This window comes from Dysgonomonas termitidis, assembly GCF_042654545.1.
Taxonomy (GTDB): Bacteria; Bacteroidota; Bacteroidia; order Bacteroidales; family Dysgonomonadaceae; genus Dysgonomonas; species Dysgonomonas termitidis.
This window is the reverse complement of record NZ_JBHSGN010000162.1, coordinates 1-9,151: the sequence shown is the minus strand read 5'-3', so window position 1 is coordinate 9,151 and position 9,151 is coordinate 1. Positions and strand designations below refer to the sequence as shown.

General features: G+C 39.3%; 7 protein-coding genes. 5 read left to right on the top strand and 2 right to left on the bottom strand.

Annotation, left to right across the window (positions count from 1 at the left end; all coding sequences use genetic code 11):
- Positions 1-74 precede the first annotated feature (74 nt).
- The 3 genes from panB (at position 75) to ACFO6W_RS24790 (ending at position 4,035) form a co-directional block, all read left to right on the top strand.
- Positions 75-893 carry a 3-methyl-2-oxobutanoate hydroxymethyltransferase gene (panB, locus tag ACFO6W_RS24800; RefSeq protein WP_380001587.1) on the top strand — a complete coding sequence of 273 codons (819 nt, stop codon included), beginning with the start codon at positions 75-77 and terminating at the stop codon, positions 891-893.
- Positions 894-1,198: 305 nt separating this feature from the next.
- A complete protein-coding gene (locus ACFO6W_RS24795; protein ID WP_380001585.1) occupies positions 1,199-3,301 on the top strand; it encodes a DNA topoisomerase 3 in 2,103 nt (700 codons plus the stop codon).
- Positions 3,298-4,035 (top strand): hypothetical protein, encoded by a 738-nt coding sequence (locus ACFO6W_RS24790; protein WP_380001583.1) that lies wholly within the window; start codon positions 3,298-3,300, stop codon positions 4,033-4,035. Before ACFO6W_RS24795 ends, ACFO6W_RS24790 begins: the two co-directional genes overlap by 4 nt.
- A 133-nt stretch (positions 4,036-4,168) precedes the next feature.
- Here ACFO6W_RS24790 and ACFO6W_RS24785 read toward each other — a convergent pair whose 3' ends face one another.
- Positions 4,169-4,702 carry an RNA polymerase sigma factor gene (locus ACFO6W_RS24785; protein WP_380001581.1) on the bottom strand — a complete coding sequence of 178 codons (534 nt, stop codon included), beginning with the start codon at positions 4,700-4,702 and terminating at the stop codon, positions 4,169-4,171.
- 359 nt (positions 4,703-5,061) lie between these two features.
- Between ACFO6W_RS24785 and htpG the strand changes: the two genes are divergently transcribed.
- Positions 5,062-6,951 (top strand): molecular chaperone HtpG, encoded by a 1,890-nt coding sequence (gene htpG / locus ACFO6W_RS24780; RefSeq protein ID WP_380001579.1) that lies wholly within the window; start codon positions 5,062-5,064, stop codon positions 6,949-6,951.
- A 97-nt stretch (positions 6,952-7,048) separates the two neighbouring features.
- Here the strand turns inward: htpG and ACFO6W_RS24775 are convergent, their stop codons facing one another.
- Positions 7,049-7,549, bottom strand: coding sequence for an OmpH/Skp family outer membrane protein (locus tag ACFO6W_RS24775; RefSeq protein WP_380001577.1), 501 nt, complete (start codon positions 7,547-7,549; stop codon positions 7,049-7,051).
- A 402-nt stretch (positions 7,550-7,951) separates the two neighbouring features.
- Here ACFO6W_RS24775 and ACFO6W_RS24770 point away from each other — a divergent pair, with 402 nt between their 5' ends.
- Complete coding sequence (locus ACFO6W_RS24770) at positions 7,952-8,797, top strand: hypothetical protein (RefSeq protein WP_380001575.1); 846 nt, start codon at positions 7,952-7,954, stop codon at positions 8,795-8,797.
- Positions 8,798-9,151: the final 354 nt, after the last annotated feature.

Below are 9,151 nucleotides of genomic sequence, written 5' to 3'. Positions count from 1 at the left end.
TCATTTGGGGATATACTTTTGATAAAATTTACAATCTATAAATAGCAACTTAAATTAATTAAAAAAGAAAAGATATGTCTACATACACCGAGGATAACCGCAAGGTTACAACACGCCGCCTGATAGAAATGAAGCAACGCGGCGAAAAGATCTCAATGCTTACAGCATATGATTATTCTATGGCATCTATTCTGGATCAGGCCGGGCTGGATGTTATTCTTGTCGGCGACTCAGCATCCAATGTCATGGTGGGGAACATTACCACTTTACCTATGACTCTCGATCAGATGATATATCATGGACGTTCGGTGATGAATGGGGCAAAACGCGCTTTGGTTATCGTAGATATGCCTTTCGGTACAGTATCGGGTAATCCGCTTAAATCGCTGGAATACGCTATCCGTATGATGAAAGAGACAGGTGCAGATGCTTTAAAAATAGAAGGCGGGGAAGAAGTTATTCCCGATATAAAGAAAATTATAGACGCGGGTATTCCTGTAATGGGACATCTCGGCCTGATGCCACAGTCTATTAATAAATACGGCACATATAATGTGCGCGCAAAAGACGGTGCTGAAGCAGACAAACTGATAAAAGATGCTCTACTACTTCAGGAAGTAGGCTGTTTCGGCATGGTATTGGAGAAGATACCGGCCGAATTGACAAAGACCGTAAGCTCGCAACTAACAATACCAACTATCGGTATTGGCGCCGGTCCGCATGCAGATGGTCAAGTGCTTGTCGTACACGATATGCTCGGTATCAATAAAAATTTCTCACCCAAATTCTTACGCCGTTATGCCGACCTGCATACAGTAATGACTGAGGCCGTGCAGGGATATATCAAGGATGTGAAGTCTTCGGATTTCCCGAATGATAACGAAAGCTATTAAACTTTATCTATATAGTAGCCGGTAGCCTTTAGCTATTAGCTGATACTTCTTTCAAGTATTGAGCTAAAATAACAAGAGAAGCTGACAAATAAAAATATCGAAAAAAAGTGTCAAGTTTGTCAAGTTTTAACAAGTAATGAGTTTCAGATAATGGGTAGTAAGTTGAAAGTTATTTAAGATACGAGTTGTTAACTGCTGACTGTTTACTGTTAACTGATAAGGTGTTTCGCCCCACTCAGTAAGGGGTATTTCAACGATTTATTTGCTAATATACGAATCTTCAAATTTGCCAATTAATAATTTATATGAAAGTCTGTATAGCCGAAAAACCAAGCGTGGCACGCGAAATAGCCGGAATACTGGGGGCAAATGCCCGTAGGGACGGATATTTTGAGGGCAACGGCTATCAGGTGACATGGACGTTCGGGCATTTCTGTACGCTCAAAGAACCGCACGAATATGCACCCCAATGGAAACAGTGGTCACTGGACTTGTTGCCGATGATTCCTCCCCGTTTTGGTATCAGGCTTATTGAGAACGAAGGAGTGAAAAAGCAGTTCGCAGTAATAGAGAAACTGATGTCTGAAGCAGATGAAGTAATCAACTGCGGTGATGCCGGACAAGAAGGAGAACTTATCCAGCGATGGGTGATGCAGAAAGCGCAGAATAAGGCTCCGGTAAAGCGTTTGTGGATATCTTCACTGACAGAAGACTCTATCCGCGAAGGGTTCAATAATCTAAAAGATCAGGCCGCATTCGATAAGCTTTATGAAGCCGGATTATCCCGGGCTATCGGTGACTGGCTGCTGGGAATGAATGCAACACGGCTATATACGGTCAAATACGGTCAAAACCGTTCCGTACTGTCCATCGGGCGGGTACAGACACCAACCTTAGCCTTGATTGTAAACCGTCAGCTTGAAATAGAGAATTTCAAACCTGAACCGTATTGGGAACTGAAAACAGTTTACAGGGAGACGACATTTTCGGCGACTAAAGGTCGTTTTACTTCGAAGGAAGAAGGAGAAAAGTTCCTTGAAGAAATAAAGCTGTCTGAATTTGAAGTAACGGACGTCAGCACAAAAAACGGTGAAGAGCTGGCCCCCCGCCTGTTCGACCTCACAGCTTTGCAGGTGGAATGTAATAAGAAATTTGCCTTTTCAGCCGAAGACACATTGAAAACCATACAATCCCTGTACGAAAAGAAACTAACCACCTATCCCCGCGTAGATACTACTTATCTGAGCGACGATATGTATCCGAAAGTACCCGCTATATTGAGAGGCCTGGCAGGGTATGAAGAATTGGTCAAGCCTGTATTGGCATTGCCTAAAATCCCAAAGTCGAAGAAAGTATTCGATAACAGCAAGGTCACCGACCACCATGCCATCATCCCCACAGGGGTAAGGGCAAGCGCTATTTCAGCCGAAGAACGCAAAGTGTACGATCTCATTACCCGGCGTTTTATCGCTACATTCTACCCGAATTGCAAGATTTCAACCACTACCGTATTGGGTGAAGCTGCCAAAGTGGAATTTAAGGTGACAGGTAAGCAAATACTCGAACCCGGATGGCGTGTGGTATTCGAAAGACCGGCCAATAACCCGAATAGCCCTAACCAGGAAGAAGAGGAAACAGACAAAGATGATGATAACATACTCCCTCCGTTCGTAAAAGGTGAAAAAGGCCCGCATGAGCCTGCACTGAATGAAAAATGGACGCAGCCTCCCAAGTATTATACTGAGGCCACCCTGCTGCGGGCGATGGAAACCGCGGGTAAACTGGTAGAAGACGATGAACTGCGTGATGCCCTGAAAGAGAACGGCATCGGACGCCCGTCGACCCGTGCAGCTATAATAGAAACATTGTTTAAACGCAACTATATCCGCAAGGAACGTAAAAACCTCTATGCTACACAGACAGGAGTGGAACTGATAGGTACGATTAAAGAGGAATTACTGAAATCGGCTGAACTTACCGGACTATGGGAAAAGAAACTCCGCCAGATAGAGAAGAGCGAATACGACCCGCGCCAGTTCATCGACGAACTGAAACAGATGCTTACCGAGATCGTAACCAATGTAAAAAGTGACTGGGGCAGCCGGATAACAATAGAAGCAGCCGTGAAAGAGGAAGCCGAGAAGCCAAAACAAAAAGCGCCAAAAGAGAAAAAGCCTGTACCGGAACGAAAACCGAGAGCAAAAAAGGATAAAACGGAGAAAGCCGCCCAGACAGAAGCCGCCCAGCAGCCTCTTGTGTGTCCCCTATGTAAAAAAGGGACGGTATTGAGAGGAAAAGCAGCCTACGGCTGTTCGGAATGGAAAGCCGGATGCACATTCAGGCTGACATTCGATGAAGCGGGCGAAAACCTGACTGACGAGGAACTAAGAAAAATTTTATATAAATGAAAAAGGTCTTGTGTGTGTTTTTGATGAGTATAGCGCTGTCTGTGCATGCACAGACAGATTGTAGTGCTGACGAATGGATAAAGGATTTTATATTGGAAGCGGAAACCGTTTCTCCGGAACCGGGTTTTCTTAATGATCTTGATTTCTCTCCCCTGTGGCTCGACAACCAGACATGCTATCTGGGATATATAGGGGATGATTTTCAACGCTTGCATATCTATTTCACAGAGATAGAGCGTACCTCGGCAAATACCTACCATGTAAAAGGCAGTTCGAAAGTAAAAACCAATATTTGCGATTTCGAAGGTACTATTAAAATTACAGGTGTCAGAGAATACAGTAATATAGATGCGGATGCGGGCGAAGAAGAGGAAACACAACCTGTCAGTGAGGGTTATATTATGGCTGATTTTTCTTTCAGCGAAAATAAGGAACAAAAATACAGTGGTATATTTTCGGGTAAACTGGTTACATACTGGTATATAGATGAAGACGGAAATCTTTTGTACGACGATCTGATGTCCGATGCCGACGGCTATTGCAATAACCAGTTCCTCGGCACATGGACAAGTTATAATCCTGCGACAAAATCGTCGAAACGTTGTGCATGGGGACATTACAGAATCCCTTGTTCAAATGATCTGGATATCGGCGCTGCTGAATTTTCGGTTGATCCCAAGTATGTTAAGAACGGATGGGAAGCAGTTGTGGAATACGATTATTGTACAGAGTAGAATATCGACCGGACAATAATCTTTCGACATATTTTCGATTATATAGAGTTTGTCCTGTCCTCCGAAATGGGAAGCTAAAATATAAAAAAAGCCTGCAAAATTATGCAGGCCTATAATCAAAGTAGAAATAACATCATTCCCTGTCCTGATATTTATAATCAGCTAATAATTCCTGAAGACGTTTTCTGGCGAAGAAAATACGGCTCTTCACAGTACCTATAGGCAAACTTAATTGCTGAGCGATTTCTTCATATTTAAATCCTGTAACATGCATTGAGAATGGAACTTTATATTCATCCGAAAAACTATTTATTACTCTGGATATTTCAGATACGGTATATGCACCTTCCGGTGTATCGAATCCCGAATCCTGAGGCATGTTCAGATGATATAAATTCTCCGTTTGATCGATCATTGTCTGGCTGCGAACCACACGGCGATAGTTATTTACAAATATATTATGCATTATAGTAAATACCCAGCCTTTGAAATTAACATTTTCGTAATACTTTTCCCTGTTATCCAAAGCCCTCAATGTTGTTTCCTGTAACAAATCTTTTGCTTCTTCTCTGTTCGATGTAAGGGTGAGTGCGAAATTCATCATATTGTTTTGTAAGTCTATTAACTTATCTTCAAAACCTTTATTGTTTTTATCTAGTGTTGCCATCGTTTATTAAGTATTTAGTTGGCGAAATATAGTTTAACTCATTCTATAGTTGCAGCAGGTATTTAAATTTTCCTGTCGTTGAAACAAAGATATATACTTTTTCTCATCTTGGTTAAAAATTAGTTGATTTGTTAAATTAAAACGTTAATTACAGAATTTTATTTTCACAATATCTTGATAATCAAGAATCTAAACAATAGCTAGAGAGAGTGTATGTATTATAAATAATATCTATTAACTAAAAATGTATATAAATAATACTATTAGGCCTCCGACAAAATGTCATTATGGATATATTTGGCACTTATTTTGTCCCCAACATCATTAAAAACAAATATACGAATTAAAATATTAATAATATGCAACAAAACGGTAAAATTGGGGTTACTACTGAGAATATTTTCCCAATAATAAAGAAATTTTTATATAGCGATCATGAAATTTTTCTACGAGAACTAGTGTCTAATGCTGTAGATGCTACTCAAAAGTTAAAAACGTACGCTTCTCTAGGCGAATTTAAAGGTGAGCTCGGAAATCTTTCAGTAAAAATTAAAATAGATAAAGAAAACGGAACAATTACTATATCCGACAACGGTATAGGTATGACAAATGAAGAGATAGATAAGTATATCAATCAAATTGCATTCTCTTCTGCAAACGAGTTTCTTGATAAATATAAGAAAGATGCCAACTCTATCATCGGGCATTTCGGCCTTGGATTTTATTCTTCTTTTATGGTATCCCAAAAAGTGGAAATTATAACCAAATCATTTAAAGAAGGGACCGAAGCTGTTAAATGGAGTTGTGACGGTTCTCCGGAATATACTATCGAAGTGATCGAAAAAGCAGAACGCGGTACAGACATTATATTATATATAGATGATGAAAACAAAAATTTTCTGGAACAAGGAGAAATCGATAAGTTATTGAAAAAATACTGTCGTTTTTTGCCGGTTCCGATTGTATTTGGTAAAAAGACAGAGTGGAAAGACGGAAAATCAATAGAAACTGGCGAAGACAATATTATAAATGACACCAACCCGCTTTGGACACGTAAACCTGCCGACCTGAAAGATGAGGACTATAAGAAATTCTATCAGGAACTCTACCCTTTTTCTGACGAACCAATGTTCTGGATACACCTGAATGTAGACTACCCGTTCAAATTAACAGGTGTTCTTTACTTTCCGCAGATAAAGAGCAATGTGGATATGAACCGTAACAAGATACAACTCTACAGTAATCAAGTCTTCGTTACCGACTCGGTAGAAGGTATTGTTCCGGAGTTCCTTACATTAATGCATGGGGTACTCGATTCTCCGGATATCCCGCTCAATGTATCGCGGTCCTATCTGCAAAGCGATCAGAATGTAAAGAAAATATCGAACCACATTACAAAGAAAGTAGCCGATCGTCTGGAAGAAATATTCAAGAACGACCGCTCCCGGTTTGAAGAAAAATGGGACAACCTGAAAATATTTATAGAATATGGTATGCTTACTGATGATAAATTCTATGAACGGGCTCAGAAAATCTGCCTGCTAAAGAATACGGACGGCAAGGCATTTACTTTCGAAGAATACAAGACGTTGATTTCGTCCAATCAAACCGATAAAGACGACAATCTTATATATCTGTATGCAAATAATAAGGATGAACAATATTCTTATATCAATACAGCCAAAGATAAAGGTTATGATGTGATCCTTTTCGACGGACAACTCGATGTGCATATGGCCGGAATGCTGGAACAAAAATTCGGAAAAAGTAAATTTGTCAGAGTAGATGCGGACACTATCGACAACCTTGTCAGGAAAGAAGACAGCAAAGAAGTCAATCTGACCGACAAGCAAAAAGAAGAATTGAATGAAGCCTTTACCTCCCAGCTTCCAAAAATAGAGAAAACCGAATTTACCATAGATTATAAAGCTTTGGACGCCAGGGCTCAGCCGGTACAGATAACCCAAAACGAATTTATGCGCCGTATGAAAGAGATGTCGGCAATGCAAACCGGCATGGGCTTCTATGGTGAGATGCCCAATAGCTACAATCTGGTGCTGAATATAGAACATCCGCTCATAAAAAAGATAATGAGTGATATAGAAGGTAAAAACAAAGAGGCTGTAGATTCATATGCTACCGAAAGCGCTAATATCCGTCAATTGATAGATCTTGCACTCTTATCCAACGGCATGCTAAAAGGGGAAGCTTTAAACAACTTTGTAAAGAGAAATATGGAAAATATCTGAAATACGGAGATTATATAAATATGAAAAAGGCTTGAAATATCATATTTCAAGCCTTTTCTTTTTGTAAATAAGTAATTATAGTCTGGTACGGACAGCTTCAATTTGTAATTCCCAATTTAGCCTTCACCTGCCCGTTTGCATCCTTGGCGGCTGTACCCATATGAAGCAGGCTAGCCGAATTGAGGATATAAGTATAGCCGTTTTCGGCCCCAACATCTTTTATAGCTTTCATCAGTTTTTGTTGTAATGGAGCCATCAGTGCCTGCTGCTCTTTTTCCAGTTCCTGCTGGCTGTTGTTTGAAAAGACACGATACCTTTCCTGGAAATCTGTCATCTGTTTATGCCTGTCTTCCGCAATGGCCTGAGTAATGCTATCGGTAGGAGTCTTTCCATATCTTTCGAGCATCTGATTATATTCGGTTTGCATGGCAGTCAGGCTCTTTTTTATAGTTTCACTTTTTGCCATTAGTTTTGTCTCCACATCTTTCAATTCCGGCATTTTGGAAAAGACCTCGTCAACATTGACATATGCGAGTTTATCCTGGGCAAAAAAGGTCAGAGGAAAAAGTAGGAGAAATGTTAATAATAAAGGTTTCATAGTGCATTCTTTAAGTAAATAATGATATATATTTCCGCAAATGTAAGATACTTTTCTAAATTACCTCATCAATTTGAAAGTAATAAATTTGCGTTTAGATATTATTAATAATAGTGTTTATTTGTGTGATAATATAGAGTAATCCCGGCTTATTTATTAAAGTTTATTATTTATCTGCAATCCTGAAAGCTGTAAATCTCCATTTCATAATGCATTATCTGATTCAATGAATAAAAAGAGTGTGCAGGATCATGCAAGGTTTGCAAAGCAAACAGCAATTTGTTCCGATAAAATCCCGATACATTTTTATAATATACAAAAATCATAAAATCTATTAAGCCTTAAAGAGCTAAACTGCATATCTATTTTTTATATCTTTGCAGAAAATAAAATAATGAACTTGTGATCTTAATCGCAGAAAGTGGCTCAACAAAAACCGAATGGTGCTTGGTAGACAGAGAAGGTGTCGCAGCCCATTTCTTGTCGGATGGCATAAATCCCTTTTTCCAATCGAGAAAAGAGATTAGCCGACTAATACGGATACAGCTTCCCCAGATATTTTTCAGGGCAAAATTCAATGCCATCTATTTTTATGGGGCGGGATGTTCTTCCCCAGAGAAAAAAGGGATAGTAAAAGCCTCGTTTGAGGCGCAATTCAGAACACCTGCCGTGATAGAGAGCGACCTTCTGGGCTCGGCCCGTGCATTGTTTCAGGATAAGGCAGGAATAGCCTGTATACTTGGAACGGGGTCCAATTCTTGTTTCTATGACGGTACCGACATTATAAAGAATATTAAATCGCTCGGATACATACTTGGTGATGAAGGCAGCGGCGCATCAATGGGAAAAGCATTCGTTTCAGATTGCCTGAAAGGGCTGGCCCCGGAGGGACTGGCAACATTATTTTACGAAAAATACAAGATTACACCGGACGAAATCATAGATTATGTATATACCAAACCTTTTCCAAACAGGCTGCTATCCGTCATGTCATACTTCTTACATGATTATATGGATGATCCCTATGTAAGAGGTCTGGTATATCACAGCCTGCGCTCTTTCTTCGAACGGAATGTTCTGCAATACGACTACACCCTATATCCCGTCAGGCTTGTAGGTACTATTGCCAATATGTATGCCGATATTATCAGAGAAATAGCTGAGGAACTTAATGTCCATATAGATATAATTATAGAAAATCCTATCAAAGGATTAATTGAGTATCACAAAAGTGATAGATATTTGTGAAAATATGTATCTAACATATAATAAACACTAATAAACCCGAAATTTAACACTTCTAATCCCCTTATTTGAGATATTGAATATAAATTTGTGGCAAGTGATTCATAACCTTAAAAAAATACTAAAAGGATTTATTAATCTATATACACCAACAATCTGTTTATCGGTTACATAAAACGCCTGTATCACTCGTATTAATTTTTAATAAATCAGACACATAACACATAATTTATATATAATGTATAATAAAAACCGGGATGAAAATGAAAATCAATTGCTTTATATCTTTTCAAAACTCAAGTCAGTCAAAAGAAACCATAACCAATCTAAAAGGCTCATCGCTGGTCAATAAGATAT